Here is a 23,455-nt window from a genome sequence, read left to right on the forward strand (position 1 = left end):
GTCTAGGTGCCATGCGTTGACCCCGCTGAGTCGCCTTTAATGGCCGGCTCCTGGGAGTGACGCTTGCGCCGCGCTTGGAGGAAGATCATGGCGGCCACGGCCGAAACCAGAGCGAGCAGCACAATCATTATGCTGGTTCGCCAGAAGCCGAGATCGTCGCCAGGCACCAGGAAGGGGCCGAAATACACCAGGCGTTGCTGTTCCTGATAAGTGGAGGCAGGTACAAACACCACAGTGAGTTTTTGCGGGTTATCCACCGCTGTGGTCATCCCGGGAATACTGCTTGCCACCATTCTGCGGACCCGCGCACGGATGTTGTCGGGATCCAGGCGTGGATCATGCTTGATAAACACGGAGGCAGATGCAGGTTGGACCGGCTCTCCTGGCGCAATGCGCTCGGGCAACACCACATGCACGCGTGCGACAATAACGCCATCGATCTTGGACAAGGTGGTTTCAAGCTCTTGGGATAAGGCATAGATGTAGCGGGCACGCTCTTCCAGGGGGGTGGAAATGACCCCTTCCTTGCGAAATGTATCCCCCATGGTGGTCCGGGCAAGTCGAGGAAGGCCTGCCGCTTCCAAGGTACGTACGGCGCGCCCGATGTCGTTTGTATTGACCGTTACGACGACGCCATCTTTGGCCGGGGTCTTTTGCGCACGAATATGTTTATCAGCCAATTCGGCGACGACCTCATTGGCTTCTTGCTCGGACAATTGGCGATGAAGTTCCACTCGGTCACCGCATCCGCTCAGTATAAAAGCCATGATCAAAACTAAAACGACACGCAGAGAGTTATTCATGCTCAGGACTGCATGTTACTGATCTTGTCGATGCACTGTGTTGTCTTGGCCAGACATTTCACCATGAGTTGTGATGTGAGTTGTGCGCTATATAACTCTCGTGGGTAAGTACTGATGGCCTCAACATCTATACCTTTTTTGGTTGAGCGGATTATTTTTGCGAAGCCATCTCTTGAGTGACTGAGGTGCTTTGAGGCCTCTGTCAAAAGGAGCGAGACTTCAGGCTTGGCAGAAGTCGCGTTGGTGGGGCGTTCAAGCATCGATGTGAAAAAACTGGCATCCATACCGTCTGGCGACTGTTCCTGGGCTGCACGGGTATGTTCCGTACTGCTGCCTTTCTGTGAGAAAGGGTCGTTTGCTATTCGCATGGCGGTTTACTCGATCAAAGTGGGCGCAGCTTTACAGGCGTACACACTGGCCTGTCGGGAGGGGGGATGATTACCTTTCGGACTAGAGAGCCTGAAAGGTAATCGATCACCCGATAATTATTGACCGGACCCCGACCGGATCAACCCTTGAATGTTTTTCACTTCAGCGCTTCTCCAGCCGTTTTTTATGGCATCAGCCTTCATCTTTTCGAAGATGCCTTCGGCGCCATCTTCGCCACCTCCAGCAAATCCTTCTCCTGTGCCTCCGTTAAATTTAGTGAATGGGTTAGACGTGTTTTCCAACGCTCGTGAATAGATCGAGCCTGAGGTAATAGTTGACATATAAGGGTCCTTTGTGAATTAAGAATTGTATTCGCTGCCCGTAACATCATCATAGATATGACGCTGTTGACATATTTTGCAGCTATAATTGTGTGGCCTATAAAACGGATGCGTTCCAAAAGTTTTGAGCGGAGGTGTAACGAAATATGATCCTCAATATTTGAGAAACTATCGGCTCTTCATGTGCTGGCTCGTATCATTGATGTTTTGACTATAAGATTTTTGAACCGGGCGTCATCAAGCTTATGCCAATGATATGTTCAATTGTTTCATTTTGTAATACAGCGTGCGCTTCGCAACCCCCAGCTCAATGGCTACGGTATCCACACAGTGGTGGTGACGGTACATCGACTCTTCAATCAACGCTTTTTCAATTTGTTGAAGGCGTGCCTTCAGGTCCGTCTGAGGGGGTGGCTGACGGCAGGCGGGCGCTGAGAGCGGCGGGAGGCCCAGGACGAACCGTTTCGCCGCCGAGCGTAGCTCGCGAACATTACCCAGCCAGGGGTGGCAGAGCAGTTCATGCAACAGGCCGTCAGAAGGCGATGGAGGTGTGCAATTGAACTGGTCTGCTTCTTCCTGAATCATCTGCAGAAACAACGGGATGATGCGCTCGCGCCGATCGCGCAGGGCGGGCAGTTCGATGTTCACGACATTCAGCCGAAAGTAGAGATCACGCCTGAAGGCGCCCTGGTCGACCATGATTTGCAGGGATTGCTGGGCCGATGCAATGACGCGCATGTCCACGGAAATGAACCGAGTCGAACCCAGGCGCTCCACCCCGCGGCACTCCAGCACACGCAGTAGCTTGGCTTGCAGGCTCAAGGGCATGCTGTCGATCTCATCAAGGTACAGAGTACCCAAGTGGGCGGCTTCGACAAATCCAGCCCTTGATTGCACTGCCCCGGTGTAGGCGCCGCTGTTGACACCGAACAGTTGGCTTTCCGCCAGGCTTTCAGGGATGGCCGCACAGTTCACGGCGACAAAATTACCTCGTCGACCCGATAAGCGATGAATCCGTTGTGCAAGCGTATCTTTGCCGGTACCCGTTTCTCCCAACAGCAGGATGTCAACGTTAAGCGCGGCGGTGTTGTTAAGTGTGGTTTCAATTTCCTGACCATCGATGAGTGAAACGTCTGTTGTATTATCCTTCTGGACGTAGGCCGACATCGATGTGTACTCCCTGTTCGCTAGTACTTCACTGTGGAAGGACGGTGTGCAAGCGCCAACTCAGTAGAACGCAGAATATAAAAGTTTTCACCCGGCGAAGAGGTAGTTATGTGCCGGAATAATGTAGGAAAATAACTGTAAGTTTAAATTTTTAATGTGCTCGGCTTTAGTTTGGTTAATGCGTCGAAAAAGGTAAGTAGGAGGATTCTGAGATATTTGAGTATTTGGATATGTGTTTTTATTTGTAAGCTTAAATGCCGGCCACAAAAAAGCCGATGCAATGCATCGGCTTTTTGTTCGCAGTCAATACTGCGGTGGTGCTTACACGTTAAAGCGGAAGTGCATCACATCGCCATCTTTAACAATGTAGTCCTTGCCTTCCAGGCGCCATTTACCGGCTTCCTTGGCACCGGCTTCACCCTTGAACTGGATGAAGTCGTTGTAAGCGATCACCTCAGCTCGGATAAAGCCTTTCTCAAAGTCGGTGTGGATCACGCCAGCAGCCTGTGGCGCGGTAGCACCGACCTTGACGGTCCAGGCGCGGACTTCTTCGACACCGGCGGTGAAGTAGGTCTGCAGGTTGAGCATTTCGTAGCCTGCGCGGATCACGCGGTTCAAGCCAGGCTCTTCCAGGCCCAGGGCCTCGAGGAACATGTCCTTTTCTCCGCCGTCATCAAGCTCGGCGATTTCCGCTTCGATCTTGTTGCACACCGGAACAACGATGGCGCCTTCTTCGTCGGCAATAGCCTTGACCACGTCGAGCAGTGGGTTGTTCTCGAAGCCGTCTTCGGCAACGTTGGCGATGTACATCACAGGCTTGGTGGTCAGCAGGTGGAAGCCCTTGATCACGGCCTTCTCATCGGCCCCCATGTTCTTCATCAGGCTGCGCGCAGGCTTGCCTTCGGTGAAGTGCGCGATCAGCTGCTCCAGCAGGCCCTTCTGGACCACTGCATCCTTGTCGCCGCCCTTGGCGTTACGCGCGACTTTCTGCAGTTGCTTTTCGCAGCTGTCGAGGTCGGCGAAGATCAGTTCCAGGTCGATGATCTCGATGTCGCGCTTGGGGTCGACGCTGTTGGAGACGTGAATCACGTTCTCGTCTTCAAAGCAGCGGACCACATGGGCGATAGCATCGGTTTCGCGGATGTTGGCCAGGAACTTGTTGCCCAGGCCTTCACCTTTCGAGGCGCCGGCGACGAGGCCCGCGATGTCGACGAACTCCATGGTGGTCGGCAGGATGCGCTTGGGATTGACGATGGCCGCCAGTGCGTCAAGACGCGGGTCCGGCATCGGCACGATGCCGCTGTTGGGTTCGATGGTGCAGAAGGGGAAGTTCTCCGCCGCAATACCGGACTTGGTCAGGGCGTTGAACAGGGTGGACTTGCCGACGTTGGGCAGGCCGACGATGCCGCAATTGAATCCCATGGTGTTTCCCCTCGGATAAGAGTCAGGCCTTCTGGCTGTGCAGGTTTTTCATCGCACGGTTCCATTCACCGGCGAAGATATCCGGCAGCACGCCGAGGGCAAAATCGATGCTGGCATCGAGTTTTTCCTGTTCGGCGCGTGGCGCACGACCCAGGACGAAATTTGAAACCATACTGGCAACGCCTGGGTGGCCAATGCCGAGCCGCAGACGGTAAAAATTATTCTGATTGCCCAACTGCGCGATGATGTCACGCAGGCCATTGTGCCCACCATGCCCGCCGCCGAGCTTGAGCTTGGCTACGCCGGGTGGCAGGTCCAGTTCGTCATGGGCCACCAGGATTTCTTCGGGTTTGATCCGGAAGAAGCCCGCAAGCGCCGCGACAGCCTGGCCGCTGCGGTTCATATAGGTGGTGGGAATCAGTAGACGAACATCCTGACCCTGGTGCGAGAAGCGCCCGGTCAGGCCAAAATATTTGCGATCGGCCACCAGGTTGACGCCTTGGGCGTGGGCGATGCGCTCAACAAAAAGGGCCCCCGCGTTATGCCGGGTCTGTTCGTATTCGGCGCCTGGATTTCCCAGGCCAACGATCAGTTTAATGGCAGTCACGACAGGAGCCCTTCCTTTGGAGTTGTGGATAACATCGCCGTACCCAGGTGCGGCGAAAGTGGACGACACTACATCATTTACTCAAGAGTAAACGCCGCGTTATCGCCCGCTTTCTCGCTACGTTTCGGTCCGCGATGTTTCCTCAAGCTCCGGCAATACAGAGTGAATTACTCTGCAGCGCCTTCTTCAGCTTCTTCTGGAGCAACGCGTGGAGCGTGAACGTTGGCAACAGCTTTGTCATCACCGTGAGCCAGTGCGACAAACTCAACGCCTTTAGGGGCCTTGAGGTCGGACAGGTGAACGATGGCGCCGATTTCCAGAGCCGACAGGTCGACTTCGATGAATTCAGGCAGGTCTTTCGGCAGGCAGGTCACTTCGATTTCGTTCAGGACGTGCGAGATCTCGCCGCCTTTCTTGACCGGAGCTTCTTCACCGACAAAATGCACAGGCACGATGGCGGTCAGTTTCTGGCCAGCTACAACGCGAACGAAGTCAGCGTGCATGATGAACTGCTTGGAAGGGTGACGCTGCATCGCTTTAACGATGACGTTCTGCTTGGCGCCGTCGACGTTCAGCTCGATAACGTGGCTGTAGGCAGCTTCGTTTTCGAACAGCTTGGCGATTTCCTTGGCCAGGATGGTCACGGATTCAGCAGGCTTGTTACCACCGTAGACAACGGCTGGGATGTTGGCGGCGTGACGCAGGCGGCGGCTCGCACCTTTCCCCAGGTCAGTACGCGCTTGGGCGTTCAGAGTAAATTCGTTCATGTTGTATCTCCAAAATAGCCATCATCGAGGGGCGTTTGCGACCAGCGCCGAACTCGATATGGGCAAAAAAGCCCCGCCCCAGCGGAATGCTGGGGCGGGGCGCTTTTCGTCAGTGAGGTGATCCGTTGGTTTGACCCTTAACGGAACATCGCGCTGATCGATTCTTCATTGCTGATGCGGCGAACCGCTTCGGCAACGACCGGTGCAATATCCAGTTGGCGGATACGTGCACAGGCTTGAGCTGCGGCGGACAACGGGATGGTGTTGGTCACCACCAGTTCATCCAGCACGGAGTTCTCGATGTTTTCGATCGCTCGGCCCGACAGCACAGGGTGTGTGCAATAGGCGAAGACTTTTGCTGCACCGTGCTCTTTCAAGGCTTTCGCCGCGTGGCACAGGGTGCCGGCGGTGTCGACCATGTCATCAACCAGAATACAGGTGCGCCCTTCGACATCACCGATGATATGCATCACTTCAGAGTGATTGGCTTTCTCACGGCGTTTGTCGATGATCCCGAGGTCCACGCCCAGGGATTTGGCAACAGCCCGTGCACGCACGACGCCACCAATGTCCGGGGACACGATCATCAGGTTTTCAAAGCGCTGGTCTTCGATGTCATCCACCAGGACGGGGGAGCCGTAGATGTTATCTACCGGAATATCGAAGAACCCCTGGATTTGGTCAGCGTGCAGGTCAACCGTGAGCACACGGTCGATACCTACCACGGTCAGCATGTCAGCAACGACTTTCGCGCTGATAGCTACACGTGCGGAGCGCGGACGGCGATCCTGACGGGCATAACCAAAGTAAGGGATTACAGCTGTGATTCGAGTCGCTGAGGAGCGGCGGAAGGCATCAGCCATCACGACGAGTTCCATCAGGTTATCGTTGGTCGGAGCGCAGGTCGGCTGAATAATGAAGACGTCTTTACCGCGGACATTTTCATTGATCTCGGCTGTAATTTCGCCGTCGGAAAATTTACCGACAGAGATGTCACCGAGAGGGATATGCAGCTGACGTACGACACGTCGAGCCAGATCGGGGTTGGCATTCCCCGTAAAGACCATCATCTTGGACACGCGCAGTACCTAGAGGCTGAGGGTAACCTGGATGAGTATTAGAAAATGGCAGGGGCGGCTGGATTCGAACCAACGCATGGCAGGATCAAAACCTGCTGCCTTACCGCTTGGCGACGCCCCTGTATCTGTTGCAACGAGTGCCTAACACTCGGTTCCTTTTAGAGCAGACTTTGCAGCTTGCGATGCAACATCGAAACGTTGCTTCCTTTTGCTACAAACCCTGTAAGGGTCTCTGTAAGAAGGGCCGAGACTTTATCAGCTTCAGCTTTGCTTGGGAAGCCCCCAAACACACAACTTCCAGTGCCGGTTAATTTTGCTTCGGTAAATTTACCTAACAAATTCAAAGCGTTACGTACCTCTGGATAACGCCTTGCTACAACCGGTAAGCAGTCATTTCGACTGTTTCCCTTGGGAACGGGGCGCACTTTAATGGGAGAAGAGTTACGTGTCAACAACGGATCTGAAAAAATTTCTGCTGTACTTACAGATACTTGCGGCACCAGCACGACATACCAAGGTTCTTCGGGCTCTACAGGGGTGAGTTTCTCCCCAACGCCTTCAGCAAATGCGGCGTGCCCCCGCACGAAAACCGGGACGTCGGCGCCCAGCGTGAGGCCCAGCGCAGCAAGGCGATCGTGGTCCCAGCCCAGTTGCCATAAGTGATTTAGGCCCAACAAAGTGGTCGCGGCATTGGAGCTGCCGCCACCGATACCCCCGCCCATGGGCAGGATTTTGTCGATCCAGATATCAATGCCAAGTGGGCAGCCGGATTGTGCCTGAAGTTTTTTGGCTGCCCGCACAATCAGATTGCTGTCGTGGGGCACGCCGTCGAATTCGGTGTGCAGTTGGATTACGCCATCCTCACGCACGGCAAAGGTCAGCTCATCGCCGTAGTCGAGAAACTGAAACAGCGTCTGCAACTCGTGGTAGCCATCTTCACGACGGCCAAGGATGTGCAGCATCAGGTTGAGCTTGGCCGGGGAGGGCAGGGTCAATTTTTGTGCGGACACGTTATTGCCCCAGTTTGCGCGGTTGCCAGTCCTTGATCACCAGCGTGACATCAAGGTCGGTGCCATGCAGCTTGATACGTTCGGGAAGCCAATAGCCGCTTTGCTCCACGTAGCTCAAATATTCGACCTGCCAGCCATCCTGCTCCAGGGTGGCGAGGCGGCTGTCGCCATTGAGGCTCAGCCGGCTCTTGCTGTCAGGTGCCGGCAGGCCGCGGACCCACCAGACCAGATGAGAGACGGGCAGCTTCCAGCCAATCTGCTGCTCCAGCAGTTCTTCCGGAGAGGTTGCCTCGTAGCGGCCCTGATTGGCCACTTCCAGGCTTACTTGCCCTGGCCTGCCAGTCAGGCGGGCTGCGCCACGACCCAGGGGGCCCGAGAGGCGAATGTCGTAGTAGTCCTGGCGTTGCAGCCAGAACAGGGTGCCGCTGCCGGAGTCTTTCGGCGCACGCACCCCGACCTTGCCCTCGATCTGCCAGCCATCGATGCTGCTGAGCTGGTCCTTGTGTTGTTTCCATTGTGCCGGGTTGCCCTGGCCTTCAACGGATTCACGGCTGCCGATGCCCGCGCAACCGGCGAGCAGGGCGATGAAACTGAAAACGATAATGTGGCGCAAGAACATAAGCTTAAAGGGTCTCGGATCCGGTCAGGCGCTTGATGGTGCTGCGCAGGATAGGGCTGTCGGGTTGTTCCTTGAGGAACTTTTCCCAGATTTGTCGGGCTTCGCGCTGCTTGCCATTGGCCCAGAGCACTTCGCCCAGGTGTGCGGCAACTTCCTGGTCCGGGAAACGCTCCAGCGCCTGGCGCAGCAAGCGCTCGGCCTCGTCGAGGTTGCCCAGGCGGTAATTCACCCAGCCCAGGCTGTCGAGTACGGCCGGGTCTTCCGGGTTGAGCGCGTGGGCCTGTTCGATCAGCACCTTGGCTTCGGCGTAGCGCGTGGTGCGATCGGACAAGGTGTAGCCCAGGGCGTTAAGGGCCATGGCGTTGTCCGGGTCACGCTTGATGATCAGGCGCAGGTCTTTCTCCAACTGCGCCAGGTCATTGCGTTTTTCCGCCTGCATGGCGCGGGTGTACAGCAGGTTCAAATCGTCGGGGTATTGCAGCAACGCCTGTTGCAATAACTTCCAGGCGCGTTCGCCCTGCTTGTTGGCCGATAAGGTCTCGGCCTGGATCAGGTACAGCTGGATCGCATAGTCCGGCTCGGCATCGCGGGCCGCGGCCAGGCGTTTTTCCGCTTCGTCGGTGCGGCCGTTGCTCATCAGGATGTCGGCTTGGCGCAACTGCGCTGGCAGATAATCATTGCCGGGGCCGACTTGGGCGTATTCAAGCAGGGCCGCCTGCGGGTCGTTGCGCTCTTCAGCGATGCGGCCCAGGTTCAAGTGCGCCGAATCCACGTGGCTGTCACGTTCGATCAGCTCTTGCAGGTAGCCCTTGGCCTCGTCCCAGGCCTTGGCTTCCAGGCACACCAATGCCAGGGAATAACGCAGTTCGTCGTCGTCCGGGTATTGCTGGACCAGGTTGGCGAACTGCACTTTGGCGTCTTCCATCCGGTCCTGCTCAACCAGCATGCGTGCATACGTCAGGAGCAGGCGCTTGTCGCCGGGGTATTTCTTGATGCTTTTTTCCAGCAGCGGAATCGCTTCCTTGCCGCGGTTAAGGCTTTGCAGCAGGCGTGCACGCAACAGGATCGGCGCGATTTCGCCTTCTTCCGGCGGGTTCTGTTCCAAGAGGTTGAGCGCGGCGTCGGCTTCATCGTCCTGTTGCAGCAGCAGGGCCTTGCCGAAAATCAACTGGCTGTTCTTCGGATGCTTTTGCAGCAGGCGATCGAAACTCTTCATCAGGCCGTTGCGCGTGTCCTGGTCGGTGTCGGCGGCCGATAGCGCAAGAAAGTCAAAATGTGTGTCGCCCTTGCCCTGCAGAACCTTCTCCATATAGACCATGGAGTCGTCATAGCGCCCGGCACGCGCCAATTGCACGGCTGCGGCGCGTTGGGCTTCCAGATCATCCGGGGCGTTTTTGGCCCAGATCAGCGAGGTGTCCAGCGCTGCCTGGTCGGCGCCCAGGTATTCGGCGATGCGAAACGCTCGCTCGGAAATCCCCGGGTCCTGGGTGTTGATGGCCTGGGTCACGTAATTATCCAGCGCAATATCGAAGCGATTGCGCTGGCCGGCCAGTTCAGCGGTCAGCAGGCTGTAGATCGTTTCTTCACTGAACGAGGAATAAACCTTGGGTTTTTCAGGGGCGGGAGTGCTGTCTTCCACCGGCGACGTAGCGTCCGGCGACACGGGTGCCATGGCCTGGCAGCCGCTGAGGAAGACAAAAGCGAGGAGCAACGCGGAAGATCTATTCATATAGGAAGAGGACGACTAACCTGCGGTCGGATCATCATGACACAAGCCTTCGGCCAAACATAACCGGGGCACTCGGAATACGACTATTGCTGCCTTTTGCCTTTCCTTTGTAGGAGCGAGCTTGCTCGCGAAAATCGTCAACGATAATGCGGGACGCCTGGCGCTCAGCGGCGCTCTCAGGTTTTTCGCGAGCAAGCTCGCTCCTACAAAAGTGCATTGATAGGCATAAGATATAGGGACAATAGACGACGGTGGTTGTTCTGGATCTTTCGAAGTAGGACAATTGTCGGCTTCCCGACATCATCAGCGATATTGAATGGCCTTCCTCGCACTCGGTATTAACCACAAGACTGCCTCCGTAGACGTGCGCGAGCGCGTGGCGTTTACGCCAGAGCAGTTGGTTGAGGCCCTGCAGCAGCTCTGCCGGCTTACCGACAGCCGCGAAGCTGCGATTCTTTCAACCTGCAATCGCAGCGAGCTCTATATAGAGCAGGAACATCTCTCGGCGGATGTGGTGCTGCGCTGGCTGGCCGATTATCACCATTTGAGCCTCGATGACCTGCGCGCCAGCGCTTATGTGCATGAAGAGGATGCGGCAGTTCGTCACATGATGCGCGTGGCGGCCGGTCTCGACTCGCTGGTGTTGGGTGAACCGCAGATTCTCGGCCAGATGAAGTCCGCCTACGCCGTGGCGCGTGAGGCCGGCACCGTCGGCCCATTGCTGGGCCGCCTGTTCCAGGCCACCTTCAATTCCGCCAAGCAAGTGCGTACCGATACGGCCATCGGTGAAAACCCGGTGTCCGTGGCTTTTGCCGCTGTGAGCCTGGCCAAGCAGATTTTCAGCGACTTGCAGCGCAGCCAGGCCCTGCTGATCGGCGCTGGTGAAACCATCACCCTGGTAGCCCGTCACCTGCACGATCTTGGCGTGAAGCGCATCGTGGTCGCCAACCGCACCCTGGAGCGCGCCAGCATTTTGGCCGAGCAGTTCGGTGCGCATGCGGTGCTGCTGTCGGACATTCCCGCTGAACTGGTACGCAGTGATATCGTCATCAGTTCCACCGCCAGCCAATTGCCGATTCTGGGCAAGGGCGCGGTCGAGAGCGCGTTGAAGCTGCGCAAGCACAAGCCGATCTTCATGGTGGATATCGCCGTTCCCCGGGATATCGAGCCCGAAGTCGGCGAGTTGGACGACGTTTACCTCTATAGCGTTGATGATCTGCATGAAGTGGTCGCTGAAAACCTCAAGAGCCGGCAGGGTGCCGCCCAGGCCGCCGAGGAAATGGTCAGCACCGGTGCCGAAGATTTCATGGTGCGCCTGCGTGAACTGGCGGCAGTGGATGTGCTCAAGGCGTATCGTCAGCAGGGTGAACGCCTGCGTGATGAAGAGTTGCTCAAGGCCCAGCGCATGCTGGCCAATGGCAGTGGCGCCGAAGAGGTGCTGATGCAATTGGCCCGTGGCCTGACCAACAAACTGCTTCACGCGCCTAGCGTCCAGTTGAAAAAGCTTACCGCCGAAGGCCGCCTCGATGCGCTGGCCATGGCCCAGGAACTCTTTGCCCTCGGTGAGGGCGCGTCAGACAGCTCTTCGGATAAAAAACCGCAATGAAAGCGTCACTGCTCAATAAACTGGACGTGCTCCAGGACCGTTTCGAAGAACTGACCGCCTTGCTCGGCGATGGCGAGGTCATTTCCGATCAGACCAAATTCCGTGCCTATTCCAAGGAATACGCCGAAGTTGAGCCCATTGTGGCCACCTATAAAAACCTGCTGAAAGTCCAGGCCGACCTCGAAGGTGCCCAGGCCCTGCTCAAGGACAGCGACCCGGACATGCGTGAAATGGCCGTGGAAGAAGTCCGCGAAGCCAAGGAAAAACTCGCCGAGCTTGAGGGTGATTTGCAACGCATGTTGCTGCCCAAGGACCCTAACGACGGACGCAACGTGTTCCTCGAAATCCGCGCCGGCACCGGTGGCGACGAGGCGGCGATTTTCTCCGGCGACCTGTTCCGCATGTATTCGCGTTATGCCGAGCGTCGTGGCTGGCGGGTGGAGATCCTCTCCGAGAACGAGGGCGAGCACGGCGGCTATAAAGAAGTCATCGCCCGGGTTGAAGGCGACAACGTCTATGGCAAGCTGAAGTTCGAGTCCGGTGCGCACCGCGTACAGCGGGTGCCAGCGACCGAATCCCAGGGGCGTATCCACACCTCGGCATGCACCGTCGCGGTGTTGCCTGAGCCGGATGAACAGGAAGCCATCGAGATCAACCCGGCGGACCTGCGCGTCGACACCTACCGCTCATCCGGCGCGGGTGGCCAGCACGTTAACAAGACCGACTCGGCGATCCGTATCACGCACTTGCCGTCGGGCATTGTGGTGGAGTGCCAGGAAGAACGTTCCCAGCACAAGAACCGTGCACGGGCCATGTCCTGGTTGTCGGCCAAGTTGAACGACCAGCAGACCAGCGCCGCGGCCAACGCAATTGCCAGCGAACGCAAGCTGCTGGTGGGCTCCGGCGACCGCTCCGAGCGTATCCGCACCTACAACTTTGCCCAAGGCCGGGTTACCGACCATCGGGTCAACCTCACCCTGTACTCCCTCGACGAAATTCTCGCCGGTGGCGTGGATGCGGTGATCGAGCCGTTGCTCGCCGAATATCAGGCCGACCAACTGGCGGCGATAGGTGACTGAATGACCATCATTGCCAGCCTGCTGCGCGCCGCTGACCTGCCCGACTCGCCAACGGCGCGCCTGGACGTGGAGTTGCTGCTGGCCGCTGCCCTGGGCAAATCGCGCAGCTACCTGCATACCTGGCCGGAAAAGATCGTCAGCAGCGAAGATGCCCTGACCTTTGCCGGCTACCTGCAGCGCCGCCGCAGCGGCGAGCCGGTGGCCTATATCCTCGGCCAGCAAGGCTTCTGGAAACTCGACCTGGAAGTAGCGCCGCACACCCTGATCCCGCGCCCGGAAACTGAATTGCTGGTGGAAGCTGCCCTGGAATTGCTGCCCGCCACGCCCGCCCAGATCCTGGACCTGGGCACCGGCAGCGGTGCCATCGCCTTGGCCCTGGCCAGCGAACGGCCGGCCTGGCAGGTCACGGCGGTCGACCGCGTGCTGGAGGCCGTGGCCCTGGCCGAGCGCAATCGTCAACGTCTGCACCTCAATAACGCTACGGTGCTCAACAGCCATTGGTTCAGCGCCCTGCAAGGCCACCGCTTCGACCTGATCATCAGCAACCCGCCCTACATTGCCGACAATGACCCGCACCTGGCGGCCGGCGATGTGCGCTTCGAACCGGCCAGTGCGCTGGTGGCGGGGCACGATGGTCTGGACGACTTGCGCCTGATCACCCAAGAGTCTCCTGACCACCTGAACGACGGAGGCTGGCTGTTGCTCGAGCACGGTTACGACCAGGCCCAGGCCGTGCGCGATTTGTTGCTGAACCAGGGCTTTGACGGCGTACACAGCCGCATCGATCTCGGCGGTCACGAGCGCATCACCTTGGGGCGCCGCCCGTGCTGACCGACCAGGAGCTGTTGCGCTATAGCCGGCAGATTCTGTTGCAGCCTGTCGACATCGACGGCCAATTGCGCCTGAAGCAGAGTCGCGCGTTGATCGTCGGCCTGGGTGGCCTGGGCGCTCCGGTGGCGCTTTACCTGGCCGCTGCCGGGGTGGGCGAATTGCACTTGGCGGATTTCGATACAGTCGATTTGACCAACCTGCAACGCCAGATCATCCATGACACCGACAGCGTGGGGCAGACCAAGGTCGATTCGGCCATGGGGCGCCTGAGGGCGATCAACCCTGAAGTCACCCTGGTCGCCTATCGTGCTGCGCTGGATGCCGACTCGCTGGCCGCTGCGGTCAACGCAGTGGACCTGGTGCTCGATTGCAGCGACAACTTCTCTACCCGCGAGGCGGTCAACGCGGCCTGCGTCGCCGCCGGCAAACCGCTGGTCAGTGGCGCGGCCATTCGCCTTGAGGGGCAGTTGTCGGTATTCGACCCCCGTCGCGCCGACAGCCCCTGTTACCACTGTTTGTACGGGCACGGCAGCGACACTGAACTGACCTGCAGCGAAGCCGGCGTTGTCGGGCCGTTGGTGGGGGTGGTGGGCAGCCTGCAAGCGCTGGAAGCCTTGAAGCTGCTGGCCGGTTTTGGTGAGCCGTTGGTGGGGCGCCTGTTGTTGATCGATGCGCTGACCACGCGTTTTCGCGAGTTGCGCGTCAAGCGTGACCCAGGCTGCAGCGTCTGCGGGGCAAAGCATGGTTAAGGGCGCGCCTATTGGTGTGTTCGATTCCGGCATCGGCGGCCTCACGGTGCTGGAAGAAATCCAGCAGTTGTTGCCCCACGAGTCACTGTTGTACGTGGCTGACTGCGGGCACATTCCTTATGGCGAGAAAACGCCGGCGTTCATTCTTGAGCGTTCTCGCTCGGTCGCTGAGTTTTTCCGCGAGCGGGGCGCCAAGGCCTTTGTGATTGCCTGTAATACGGCGACTGTCGCCGCCGTGGCCGACTTACGCCAGGATTACCCTGACTGGCCATTGGTCGGTATGGAGCCTGCGGTGAAACCTGCGGCCGCAGCCACGCGCAGTGGCGTGGTGGGTGTGCTCGCCACCACCGGTACCCTGCAAAGCGCCAAGTTCGCCGCCTTGCTCGACCGCTTCGCCACCGATGTGCGAGTGATTACCCAGCCGTGCCCAGGCCTGGTGGAGCTGATTGAAGCCGGCGACCTCAACAGCCCGGCCTTGCGCGCCCTGCTGCAAGGCTATGTAGAGCCGCTGCTCAGCGCCGGTTGCGACACCATCATCCTGGGTTGCACTCATTACCCCTTCCTCAAGCCACTCCTGGCGCAGATGCTGCCCCCCAGCATCATCCTCATTGATACCGGCGCCGCTGTGGCGCGCCAGCTCAAGCGCTTGCTGGGTGAGCGCGACCTGCTGGCCGCTGGCGAACCTGAAGCTACACAGTTCTGGACCAGCGGCGATCTGTGTCACCTAAGAAATATCCTACCGACACTTTGGAAACATCCTGGAGTTGTGCGAAGCTTTGGCTCGTGAAAATTTCGTGAAATAACACTGAAAAAAGCTGAACTTCTGGCTATGCGTCGGCTTCTATAGCCCGTTAGCCTGTACATAACCCAATTATTCCGTTTGCAAAGGACGTTTCACATGAAGCGCTTGTTCTGTTTGGCTGCGATTGCGGCCGCTATGTTGGGACACTCTGTTTCAGCCCAGGCCGCCGGCCTGGAGTTCGGCTTGGGGAGCACCAGCGATTCGACGCTGACCTACCGCCTGGGCCTGACCTCCGATTGGGACAAAAGCTGGATGCAGAGCAATGTCGGCCGACTGACCGGCTACTGGAGCGGCGCCTATACCTATTGGGAAGGGGACGACCGTGCAGGCGCCAGCAGCCTGTCGTTCTCGCCGGTATTTGTGTATGAGTTTGCCGGCGAGTCGGTCAAGCCCTACATCGAAGCCGGTATCGGCGTGGCGTTGTTCTCCCGCACTCGGCTGGAAGACAACAACATCGGCCAGTCATTCCAGTTCGAAGACCGCCTGGGTTTCGGCCTGCGGTTCAACGGCGGGCATGAAGTGGGCATTCGTGCCACGCATTATTCCAATGCCGGCATCAGCAGCAATAACGATGGGGTAGAGAGCTACTCGCTGCACTACACCATGCCGCTCTAATCTCAAGAACACTTGGCCCCCCTGTGGGAGCGGGCTTGCTCGCGAAAGCGGTGTATCAGCTAGCACATACTTAGACTGACCCACCGCATTCGCGAGCAAGCCCGCTCCCACACAAGCCCGTGATCGTCACGAAGTTCGGGGTCAGCGATAGGCCGTGGTAATACCTTCGCGCTCTTCAAGGCATTCCGGCGCCCCCATCTCGAACTCCCGGCAAATCAACGGCCGAAGCTCATAGATCGTGCACATCATCGTGTCGCGGTCCAGCGCTGCGCACCAGCCGTCGTCCAGGCGCAGCATCACCTCACCTCCCCAATCGTCGGTATCGATAAAGCGTTGCGGCACGCCGGTGTCGGTGATCAGCATGACTTCCAGCTGGCAGCAACAGGCCGCGCACGTCGTGCAGGTGACGGGTTCGGTGATTTGAATGTGAGGGATGTTGGTCATAGGCGCGCAGTGTAAGGCAAGTGCGCTAGACGCGTATGAATGCTCGGACGGGCGTCAGTATTCCAGCCTCTGTGCAACCCCGTGCAACAGCGGAAAGAGCATGGCCCATAACAGCGCCAGGCCGATCAGTGTCGGGGTGGTGCCGTACGCAAAACTCACGCCTGCCAATTGGCTGCCGGCGTAATAAGACAACGGCCCGCCCACCGCGCCTAGCAGGCTGGCCAGCCACCAGGGCCGTGCGCTCCAGGCCAGGCAATGGCGCAAGGTGGTGGCCAGCAAGGCCCATAACAGTATCAGCCACAGCGGAATCAGTGGTCCCGGCGTATTGAACTCAAACACGCCGAGCCCGCGCAGTGCTGTATCGACCAGCGTTCCCAGCACCGTCACGGCCAGAATCACTTGCCCCTCTCTTGCCCAAGCACTTATCCACAGCAAGTGTGCGCCCAGTGCCGCGACGCCGATCAGCAACCAACGGCTATCGCCGCCGAGTACGCAGGCAAACCAGCCGCACTGAAACAGCACGGCATTGGCCAGGGATTTAAGCACTGAAACGCCCGAGCAGCGGCGGATTGATGGCCGCCGGTTTGGCCAGCAGCAACTGCGCGGTGCCGATGGTGCGCTCCATAAAGCCGCCTTCGCAGTAGCACAGGTAAAACTCCCACAGGCGCAGGAAGTATTCGTCATAACCGAGTTCCGCAAGACGGCCGTGGGCGCGGCGAAAGTTTTCATGCCACAGGCGCAGGGTGCGAGCGTAGTGCAGGCCGAAGTCTTCCATGTGCAGCAGGTTCATGTCGGTGTCGCGGCTGACGATCTGCAGCATGTTTTGCACACAGGGCAGCGCGCCGCCGGGGAAGATGTAGCGCTGGATAAAGTCGACGCTGCGCTTGGCCTGTTCAAAGCGCTGTTCACGTATGGTGATGGCTTGCAGCAGCATCAGGCCGTCGGGCTTGAGCAACTGGGCACATTGTTTGAAATAGGTGGGCAGGAACCGATGGCCCACCGCTTCAATCATTTCGATCGACACCAGCTTGTCGTACTCACCGGTGAGGTCGCGGTAATCGCTCAGTAGCACGGTCACTTGATCTTGCAGGCCCAGCGCCTCGATACGCTGGGCGGTGTAGGCGAACTGCTCCTTGGACAAGGTCGTGGTGGTGACCCGGCAACCATAATGCTGCGCCGCATACAACGCCATGCTGCCCCAGCCGGTACCGATTTCCAGCAGATGGTCGCTGGGCTTGAGCGCCAGTTTCTGGCAAATCCGCGCCAGCTTGTTCAGCTGTGCCTGCTCCAGGGTGTCATCAGGCGTCAGGAACTGCGCCGCCGAGTACATCATGGTGGGGTCGAGAAATTCTTCGAACAGGTCGTTGCCCAGGTCGTAATGGGCGGCGATGTTTTTTTGCGAGCCTTTGCGTGTGTTGCGGTTGAGCCAGTGCAGGCCCTGAGTGAACGGCCGGGCCAGGCGTGCCAGCCCGCCTTCCATGGCGTCGAGCACCTCCAGATTGCTGACCATCACCCGCACGACGGCGGTGAGGTCGGGGCTGGTCCAGTAACCATGGATAAACGCTTCGCCAGCGCCGATCGAGCCATTGGCCGCTACCAGCCCCCATACCGCCGCGTCGAGAATCTGGATCTCGCCCAGCAGGTGCGCTTCCCGTGCGCCGAAGACTTGCCGTTCGCCATCCTCGATGATCACCAACTGGCCGTGGCGCAATTGGCTGAGCTGGCGCAACACGCCTTTGCGCAACAGCGCAGCGGTCATGCCGTTGACGTTCAGGCGGTTAGCCTTGACCGATAAGCTAGGGGATTTCATGGTGGCGATCCTTGGTATACCCGACTGCGGTGCGAGAGGCGCCATCGGCGGCCTGGTGGGAAAAAATCGGTGTGCGTTTGAGCAGCAGGCGCAAGGCTTGCCAGTAGATCGCAAGGCCGGTCTTGGCGGTCATCCAGGGGAAGCGCCACAGATAGCGATGCAGGCTGGCGCGGCTCAGTGCCTGTTTTTCCAGGCTCAAGGTGGCGTCGAAGACTTTTTGCGTGCCCTGCCAATCGGCCATATGCACGCCGAGCCTGGCTGCGGGCGGGCTGAAACTCATGCGGTATTCCAGCTCGCGAGGCAAAAACGGCGACACATGGAAGGCCTTGGCCACGGCGAAATGCTGGTGCTCATCGGCGCCCAGTGCCTGGGCAGGCAGCACGTAGTGATAGCGCTCGCGCCATGGGGTGTTGGTCACTTCACACAGGATCGCGGCCAGTCGCCCGTCAGCCTCGAAGCAGTAGAAGAAACTCACCGGGTTAAAAGCCAGGCCCCAACTGCGGGCCTGGGTCAGCAGGCAGATAGCGCCCTGGGGTGTTTGCCCCAGGGCCTTGCCGACTTCCTGGCGCACGGCATCGCTCAGGCTCATGCCGTGGCGCGTGAATTCACGCAGGTAATCCTGCTGGCGGAAACCGAAAGGCGCCAGGCGACTCGTGCCAGCCAGCGGCGAGAGCCCCAGTACTTCGTCCTCTTCGCTGAGGTCCAGGTACAGCAGGCCGATGCGGTAGCGAAAGGCGTGGGCCTTGGGCGTAAACCGCCGATGGGCGATCCAGCCGCTGTACAGGGCGCTGTTCACAGGGTTTCCCCAAACGCCTGGGCCACGCGCAGAGCGCTGACCACGCCGTCTTCGTGAAAGCCGTTGGCCCAGTAGGCCCCGCAGTAGAAGGTATTGCGCACGCCGTTCAATTCTTCCCAGCGTGCCTGTGCGGCGACTGCGGCCAGGCTGTATTGCGGATGGGCGTAGGTGTAGCGCGCCAGGATCTTTAGCGGGTTGATCATCGGCGTCTGGTTGAGGCTGACGCAAAAGGTAGTGGCGCTGTCGATGCCTTGCAGGATGTTCATGTCATAGGTGACGGCGGCCTGTTGTTGCACGTTGCCCGTCAGCCGATAGTTCCAGCTGGCCCAGGCCAGTTTGCGGTCGGGCAGCAGGCGTGTGTCGGTGTGCAGCACCACGTCGTTGTCGGCGTAGGGCAGGGCACCGAGGATCTGCTGTTCGGCCTGGCTGGGGTCATCGAGCAAGGCCAGGGCCTGATCGCTGTGGCAGGCGAACACCACGCGGTCGAAGGTTTCGCTGCCGGCCGGGCTGTGGATAACCACACCCTCGTCGCTGCGTTGCACCTTATGCACAGGGCAGTTGAGCCGTATCTGTTCGCGAAAGCTGCGGGTCAGCGGCTCGATATAACAGCTGGAGCCGCCTTCGATCACACACCATTGCGGGCGGTTGCTCACCGAGAGCAAGCCGTGGTTCTTGAAGAAACGCACAAAAAACTGCAGCGGAAACTTGAGCATATCGGCCAGGGATATCGACCAGATGGCCGCGCCCATCGGCACGATGTAATGCCGGATAAACCTGGGGCCATAGCCGCCAGCGGTGAGGTAATCGCCCAGGGTCATGTCGGCGCTGATGCGCTGCTCTTGCAAGTCCAGGGGCGCCTGGCGATTGAAGCGCAGGATATCGCGCAACATGCCCCAGAACCCCGGCGACAGGATGTTGCGGCGCTGGGCAAACAGGCTGTTGAGGTTGTTGCCGTTGTACTCAAAGCCAGTGCTTTGGTCACACACCGAAAAGCTCATCTCGGTGGGTTTGAACCTGACCCCGATCTGCTCCAGCAGACGGATGAAGTTGGGGTAGGTCCAGTCGTTGAACACAATGAAGCCCGTGTCCACCGCATAGCTTTTGCTGTCGACCGTCACCTTGGCCGTGTGGGTATGCCCGCCAATGCAGTCACTGGCCTCGAACAGCGTAATGTCGTGGCGACGGCTGAGCAGGTAGGCGCTGGTCAGCCCGGCGATGCCGCTGCCGATAATGGCGATCTTCACAGGTCGTCCTTCTTCGGTGGCGGGCTGCGCAGCATGCGTTTGCCGATGATCAGTTGCGCGCGGTTGGGCAGCTTCGACAGCGGCCACAAGGTGGCAATGAACAGGGCCGGAAAGGCGATTTCCAGCGGGCGTTTTTCCAGCTTGGCGGAGATGTGTTTCGCGGCTTTGTCGGCCGGCCAGCTCAGGGGCATCGGGAAATCATTGCGCTCGGTCAGCGGCGTGTCGACGAAGCCTGGGCTGATCACCGTGACATCGATGTTTTCTGGCGACAGGCCGATACGCAGGGATTCGAACAAGTAACGCAGGCCGGCCTTGGACGCGCCGTAGGCTTCGGCGCGAGGCATGGGCAGGTAGGTCACGGCACTGGCCACGCCCACCAGATGCGGGGTACGCCCGGCGCGCAACAGCGGCAGCGCGGCCTCGATGCAATAACTGCTCGCCAGCAGGTTGGTACGCACCACGTGCTCGATGATCGAGGCGTCAAATTGCCGGGCGTCGACGTATTCACAAGTGCCGGCGTTGAGGATCACCGTGTCCAGCGAACCCCAGACCTCGCTGATACGCTCACCGATCTCGCGCACGGTCTGGCTGTTGGTCAGGTCGCCGGCCACCACCAGCACCTGGCCTGGATATCGAACGGCGAGGGCATCCAGCGGGCCTTGGGTGCGGGAACTGAGGGCCACGTGGGCGCCGCTGTTGAGCAACTCCACGGCCAGCGCCGCACCGATACCACTGCTGGCGCCGGTCAGCCAATAACGACGGGGCGGTGTAAGGCTCATCCCATTCTCCTTTTCAGCCAACGAATAACGCGACCCAGTAGGGGGACATGTTCATAGAGCAGGGCGCCGGCATCGAAGTAGTCGCGATGGCGGTAAACCTTGTCGTGCCACATCAAATGGGAACAGCCTGGCACCTCGATCACCTGGCCGCCGGCCAGGCGTGGGTGACGAAAACGCATAGTCCAGCGCAGGTAGCCCTCGCCTTCGGCCACGGTATCGAAGCCGTGGAAGTCAAAGTTCAGCTCGCTGACGTTGCTGTACAAGTCGGCAAAGTAACGCTGCAACGCTGGCAGGCCCTGAACTTCATGCAGGGGGTCGGCGAAGGCGACGTCCTCGCTGTACAGGCGGCCGAGCAGGTGCAGGTTGTGCTTGTCCAGCGTGGCGAAGGTGGGGGCGAACTGGCGCAGGAAGTCACTCATGTTCGGCCATCTCCTGACGCGAAGGCAGCCGGCGAAATGCGGCCAAGGCGCGCTCGCGAGACTGTTTCAAATCGACGATGGCACGCGGGTAATCCGCCACGCCGAACAGGCCGCCAGCCGCTTCGGGGTTGTGCACTTGTTTTTTATTCAGCGCGGCCAGTTCCGGGAGCCAGCGTTTGATGAATACGCCGTCGCCGTCGAATTTTTCCGATTGGCTCAGCGGGCTGAATATCCGGAAATACGGCGCCGAGTCGGTGCCGGTGGACGAACTCCACTGCCAGCCGCCGTTGTTGGCCGCCAGATCACCGTCGATCAGGTGGCGCATGAAGAAGCGCTCGCCTTCGCGCCAGTCGATCAGCAGGTTTTTGGTCAGGAACATCGCCACCACCATGCGCAGGCGATTGTGCATCCAGCCGGTTTCCAGCAATTGGCGCATGGCCGCGTCGATGATCGGCAAGCCGGTGCGCGCCTGTTGCCAGGCGGCCAGGTCTTCGGGCGCCTTGCGCCAGGCCAGCGCTTCGGTTTCCGGGCGAAACGCGCGGTGGCGGGAAACCCGTGGGTAGCCGACCAGGATGTGCTTGTAGAACTCGCGCCACAGCAGCTCGTTGATCCAGGTGATGGCGCCGATGTCGCCGCTTTCGAACTCGCCCTGGTTGGTTTGCAGCGCGGCGTGCAAGCACTGGCGCGGCGAAACCACACCGGCGGCCAGGTAGGCAGAAAGCTGACTGGTGCCGGGCTTGGCCGGGAAGTCGCGTTCGTCCTTGTAATAGCTGATCTGCTGATCAGCGAAGGCATCGAGGCGACGGCGCGCCTCGTCTTCGCCAGCGGGCCAGAGGGCACGCAAGGTTTCGCTGGGTGTCTGGAACCCTTCGACTGCCGTCGGCACAGGGTCGCTTTTCACGCCAGGCTCGGCCTGGGCCTTTGGCGTCGGCACCACGCGGGGCAGGGCGCTGTGCAGGCGGCTGTAGCAGACCTTGCGGAACTGGCTGAACACCTGGAAGTAGGTGCCGGTCTTGGTCAGCACACTACCCGGCTGGAAAAACAGTTGGTCCAGGTAGCTGTGGAAGGTCACGCCGTCAGCTTCCAGGGCCTGGGCCACGGCGCTGTCGCGGCGGCTCTCGTGAATGCCGTATTCCTCGTTGACGTGTACCGACTCCACCGACAGCTCGCGGCACAGTTGGCTCAGTACCGTCGGCGCCTGGTCCCAGGTCGCGGCGTGGCGGATTAACAGGGGGGTGTTGAGGTTGTCCAGTGCCTGGCTCAGGTGCTGCAAGTTGCGCAGCCAGAAATCGACTTTGCACGGCGCGTCATCATGCGCCTGCCATTGCTCGGGCGTGATCAGGTAAACAGCCGCGACGGGGCCGCGCTGGCTCGCGGCCGCCAGGGCAGTGTTGTCGTGCAGGCGCAAGTCGGTGCGCAACCAGATCAGATGCATTCAGACAATTCCACGCTGGATCAATAATTGATGGGCCGACAACAGGTCCTCGGCCACGGACAACTCAGGGATGTCCTGGGTTAATACGCCCAACTCGGCGTGGTGGATGCACACCGTTGGTCCGGCAATCACGGTTGGGCAACGGATGCCGCCCAGCAGTTTGCTGAGTGCCGGCACCTGCAACGCCTTGCTCGAATACAGCAGCACCGCACGCGGTTGCAGGTGTTCCACCGCCAGGGCGAGTTCGCCCACCGGCAGCGGCCAATCGAACACTTCCACCGGGCAATCGGCACTGCTGGCCAGCCAGGCGCTGAGCCACAGGTGGGGTTCCAGGGGCAGGTCGGAATGATTGACCAGCAACAGCGGCGCGCCGTGGAGTTGACGATTGTTGTGATAGATCCGTGCGCCAAACTTGCTGCGCAGCCAGGACAGGAAGAACACCCGCTCCATCTGCGCGCCGAACTGGCCCTGCCAGCGTTGTTCCAGCTCGTTGAGCAGCGGCAGCATCAGTTGCTCGCACAAGGTGCGTGGCGGGTAGAGCGCCATGGCCTGGTTGAAGGCGTCATCGACCCGGCGCTCGGCCAGTTCACTGATGGCACTCACCAAATGCTGGCGCAGGCTCTGCCACTCGTTTTCCATCGGCTCCGGGCTACCTTGGGCGGAGTCGATCAGCCCTTTGACCTGGCTGACCGGCACGCCGCGATTGAGCCAGGTGAGGATGGCCTGGATGCGTTGTACGTGTTCGGCGCTGAACAACCGATGCCCTTTGGGCGTGCGCTGGGGCACGATGAGGCCGTAGCGGCGCTCCCACGCGCGCAGCGTCACCGCATTCACGCCGGTCTGGCGCGCCACCTCGCGGATCGGCAGCCAGCCGTTTTCCAGGGCCAGAGCGATGTCTTCGCCGGGTTCGTCGAGCAGGGCAGGTTTCATGGG

Annotated in this window: 25 protein-coding genes and 1 tRNA gene; 6 read left to right on the forward strand and 20 right to left on the reverse strand. The window is 59.5% G+C overall.

Annotated elements, in window-relative coordinates; all coding sequences use genetic code 11:
• Window positions 1–2: 2 nt before the first annotated feature.
• From sctJ to BMH52_RS21765, 11 genes are all read right to left on the reverse strand, one after another.
• Window positions 3–803: a type III secretion system inner membrane ring lipoprotein SctJ gene (gene sctJ / locus BMH52_RS21710; protein ID WP_014716826.1), complete on the reverse strand. Its 801-nt coding sequence runs from the start codon at window positions 801–803 to the stop codon at window positions 3–5.
• 485 nt (window positions 804–1,288) lie between these two features.
• Entirely contained in the window at window positions 1,289–1,513 is a 225-nt protein-coding gene (locus BMH52_RS21720) for a type III secretion protein (RefSeq protein ID WP_073845018.1), read from the reverse strand.
• 243 nt (window positions 1,514–1,756) lie between these two features.
• A complete protein-coding gene (locus BMH52_RS21725) occupies window positions 1,757–2,680 on the reverse strand; it encodes a sigma 54-interacting transcriptional regulator (RefSeq protein ID WP_072434142.1) in 924 nt (307 codons plus the stop codon).
• A gap of 321 nt (window positions 2,681–3,001) precedes the next feature.
• Window positions 3,002–4,102 (reverse strand): redox-regulated ATPase YchF, encoded by a 1,101-nt coding sequence (ychF, locus tag BMH52_RS21730; protein WP_073845020.1) that lies wholly within the window; start codon window positions 4,100–4,102, stop codon window positions 3,002–3,004.
• Between the two features lie 22 nt (window positions 4,103–4,124).
• Window positions 4,125–4,709, reverse strand: coding sequence for an aminoacyl-tRNA hydrolase (gene pth / locus BMH52_RS21735; protein WP_010213318.1), 585 nt, complete (start codon window positions 4,707–4,709; stop codon window positions 4,125–4,127).
• 167 nt (window positions 4,710–4,876) lie between these two features.
• Window positions 4,877–5,476, reverse strand: a complete 600-nt coding sequence (locus BMH52_RS21740; RefSeq protein ID WP_003188351.1) for a 50S ribosomal protein L25/general stress protein Ctc — start codon at window positions 5,474–5,476, stop codon at window positions 4,877–4,879.
• A 137-nt stretch (window positions 5,477–5,613) separates the two neighbouring features.
• Entirely contained in the window at window positions 5,614–6,555 is a 942-nt protein-coding gene (locus BMH52_RS21745; RefSeq protein ID WP_003171603.1) for a ribose-phosphate pyrophosphokinase, read from the reverse strand.
• Window positions 6,556–6,601: 46 nt separating this feature from the next.
• Window positions 6,602–6,676 (reverse strand) — tRNA-Gln (locus tag BMH52_RS21750).
• A 37-nt stretch (window positions 6,677–6,713) separates the two neighbouring features.
• On the reverse strand, window positions 6,714–7,517 hold the full coding sequence (gene ispE / locus BMH52_RS21755) for a 4-(cytidine 5'-diphospho)-2-C-methyl-D-erythritol kinase (RefSeq protein ID WP_178114207.1): 804 nt from the start codon (window positions 7,515–7,517) through the stop codon (window positions 6,714–6,716).
• 49 nt (window positions 7,518–7,566) lie between these two features.
• On the reverse strand, window positions 7,567–8,184 hold the full coding sequence (gene lolB, locus BMH52_RS21760) for a lipoprotein insertase outer membrane protein LolB (protein WP_003188354.1): 618 nt from the start codon (window positions 8,182–8,184) through the stop codon (window positions 7,567–7,569).
• Window positions 8,185–8,188: 4 nt separating this feature from the next.
• The gene (locus BMH52_RS21765; RefSeq protein ID WP_014716833.1) at window positions 8,189–9,913 is read right to left on the reverse strand and encodes a tetratricopeptide repeat protein; all 1,725 of its coding nucleotides are present in this window, start codon (window positions 9,911–9,913) and stop codon (window positions 8,189–8,191) included.
• A 316-nt stretch (window positions 9,914–10,229) separates the two neighbouring features.
• On the opposite strand from BMH52_RS21765, the gene hemA reads away from it, so the two are divergent.
• From hemA to BMH52_RS21795, 6 genes are all read left to right on the forward strand, one after another.
• A complete protein-coding gene (gene hemA, locus BMH52_RS21770; RefSeq protein ID WP_003188356.1) occupies window positions 10,230–11,519 on the forward strand; it encodes a glutamyl-tRNA reductase in 1,290 nt (429 codons plus the stop codon).
• Window positions 11,516–12,598 carry a peptide chain release factor 1 gene (gene prfA, locus BMH52_RS21775; RefSeq protein WP_003188358.1) on the forward strand — a complete coding sequence of 361 codons (1,083 nt, stop codon included), beginning with the start codon at window positions 11,516–11,518 and terminating at the stop codon, window positions 12,596–12,598. Before hemA ends, prfA begins: the two co-directional genes overlap by 4 nt.
• Window positions 12,599–13,429: a peptide chain release factor N(5)-glutamine methyltransferase gene (prmC, locus tag BMH52_RS21780; RefSeq protein ID WP_069868928.1), complete on the forward strand. Its 831-nt coding sequence runs from the start codon at window positions 12,599–12,601 to the stop codon at window positions 13,427–13,429.
• On the forward strand, window positions 13,423–14,178 hold the full coding sequence (locus BMH52_RS21785) for a molybdopterin-synthase adenylyltransferase MoeB (RefSeq protein WP_014716836.1): 756 nt from the start codon (window positions 13,423–13,425) through the stop codon (window positions 14,176–14,178). The genes prmC and BMH52_RS21785 overlap by 7 nt, the downstream gene beginning before the upstream one ends.
• On the forward strand, window positions 14,171–14,965 hold the full coding sequence (murI, locus tag BMH52_RS21790; protein WP_014716837.1) for a glutamate racemase: 795 nt from the start codon (window positions 14,171–14,173) through the stop codon (window positions 14,963–14,965). Before BMH52_RS21785 ends, murI begins: the two co-directional genes overlap by 8 nt.
• Before the next feature lie 111 nt (window positions 14,966–15,076).
• Window positions 15,077–15,595, forward strand: coding sequence for an acyloxyacyl hydrolase (locus BMH52_RS21795; RefSeq protein WP_014716838.1), 519 nt, complete (start codon window positions 15,077–15,079; stop codon window positions 15,593–15,595).
• Between the two features lie 141 nt (window positions 15,596–15,736).
• On the opposite strand, the gene BMH52_RS21800 is transcribed toward BMH52_RS21795, so the two are convergent.
• The 9 genes from BMH52_RS21800 to BMH52_RS21840 are packed head-to-tail and all read right to left on the reverse strand — an operon-like array spanning window position 15,737 to window position 23,452.
• Window positions 15,737–16,039 (reverse strand): YkgJ family cysteine cluster protein, encoded by a 303-nt coding sequence (locus tag BMH52_RS21800; protein WP_073845022.1) that lies wholly within the window; start codon window positions 16,037–16,039, stop codon window positions 15,737–15,739.
• 54 nt (window positions 16,040–16,093) lie between these two features.
• Complete coding sequence (locus tag BMH52_RS21805; protein ID WP_014716839.1) at window positions 16,094–16,585, reverse strand: DUF2878 domain-containing protein; 492 nt, start codon at window positions 16,583–16,585, stop codon at window positions 16,094–16,096.
• Window positions 16,578–17,849 carry a cyclopropane-fatty-acyl-phospholipid synthase family protein gene (locus BMH52_RS21810; protein ID WP_020302482.1) on the reverse strand — a complete coding sequence of 424 codons (1,272 nt, stop codon included), beginning with the start codon at window positions 17,847–17,849 and terminating at the stop codon, window positions 16,578–16,580. Before BMH52_RS21810 ends, BMH52_RS21805 begins: the two co-directional genes overlap by 8 nt.
• Window positions 17,836–18,645, reverse strand: a complete 810-nt coding sequence (locus BMH52_RS21815) for a DUF1365 domain-containing protein (RefSeq protein ID WP_073845024.1) — start codon at window positions 18,643–18,645, stop codon at window positions 17,836–17,838. The genes BMH52_RS21810 and BMH52_RS21815 overlap by 14 nt, the downstream gene beginning before the upstream one ends.
• Window positions 18,642–19,889 (reverse strand): NAD(P)/FAD-dependent oxidoreductase, encoded by a 1,248-nt coding sequence (locus BMH52_RS21820; protein ID WP_073845026.1) that lies wholly within the window; start codon window positions 19,887–19,889, stop codon window positions 18,642–18,644. The genes BMH52_RS21815 and BMH52_RS21820 overlap by 4 nt, the downstream gene beginning before the upstream one ends.
• Window positions 19,886–20,668: an SDR family oxidoreductase gene (locus tag BMH52_RS21825; protein WP_073845028.1), complete on the reverse strand. Its 783-nt coding sequence runs from the start codon at window positions 20,666–20,668 to the stop codon at window positions 19,886–19,888. Before BMH52_RS21825 ends, BMH52_RS21820 begins: the two co-directional genes overlap by 4 nt.
• Window positions 20,665–21,087: a nuclear transport factor 2 family protein gene (locus BMH52_RS21830; protein ID WP_014716844.1), complete on the reverse strand. Its 423-nt coding sequence runs from the start codon at window positions 21,085–21,087 to the stop codon at window positions 20,665–20,667. Before BMH52_RS21830 ends, BMH52_RS21825 begins: the two co-directional genes overlap by 4 nt.
• Window positions 21,080–22,522 (reverse strand): deoxyribodipyrimidine photo-lyase, encoded by a 1,443-nt coding sequence (gene phrB, locus BMH52_RS21835; RefSeq protein WP_073845030.1) that lies wholly within the window; start codon window positions 22,520–22,522, stop codon window positions 21,080–21,082. The genes BMH52_RS21830 and phrB overlap by 8 nt, the downstream gene beginning before the upstream one ends.
• Window positions 22,523–23,452 (reverse strand): MerR family transcriptional regulator, encoded by a 930-nt coding sequence (locus BMH52_RS21840; RefSeq protein WP_032903986.1) that lies wholly within the window; start codon window positions 23,450–23,452, stop codon window positions 22,523–22,525. It lies immediately after the preceding gene.
• Window positions 23,453–23,455: the final 3 nt, after the last annotated feature.

Origin of the sequence: Pseudomonas sp. BTN1, from assembly GCF_001907715.1 — a bacterium.
Classification (GTDB): domain Bacteria; phylum Pseudomonadota; class Gammaproteobacteria; order Pseudomonadales; family Pseudomonadaceae; genus Aquipseudomonas; species Aquipseudomonas paracarnis.